This window comes from Paenibacillus sp. GbtcB18, assembly GCF_019091125.1.
Lineage (GTDB): Bacteria > Bacillota > Bacilli > Paenibacillales > NBRC-103111 > Paenibacillus_F > Paenibacillus_F chitinolyticus.
In genome coordinates this window covers 1-248 of record NZ_JAGXJX010000653.1, presented here as the reverse complement: position 1 = coordinate 248, position 248 = coordinate 1, and the positions used below count along the sequence as shown (strand labels likewise).

1 protein-coding gene is annotated in these 248 nt (G+C 36.7%); it reads right to left on the bottom strand.

Going from position 1 to position 248, the window contains the following annotated elements:
• On the bottom strand, positions 1 to 248 hold a 248-nt coding region (locus tag KVT34_RS30750), incomplete at both ends, for a DUF1980 domain-containing protein (protein ID WP_217563348.1).

The following is a 248-nucleotide window of genomic DNA, read 5'->3' as shown; positions in this document are numbered from 1 at the left end:
TTGATCATTCGCTTTTAAATTCGAGGTTTCATCTTGTTCTTTCCAATCAAAATTTGCCTGTATTCCCTCTTTTTCGTTCTTTTCCATACTTCTCGCCTGTACACTTTGATTCATACCCCTATTCCCCGCTAAACTTCCATCATTTGTTACACCGCCAAATAGAAATGCGCTAATAATTGGAACAACAAATAAAACATATACAAAGTATCGTTTCAGCCCCAATTTCAATTCCCTATGATGCACACAAC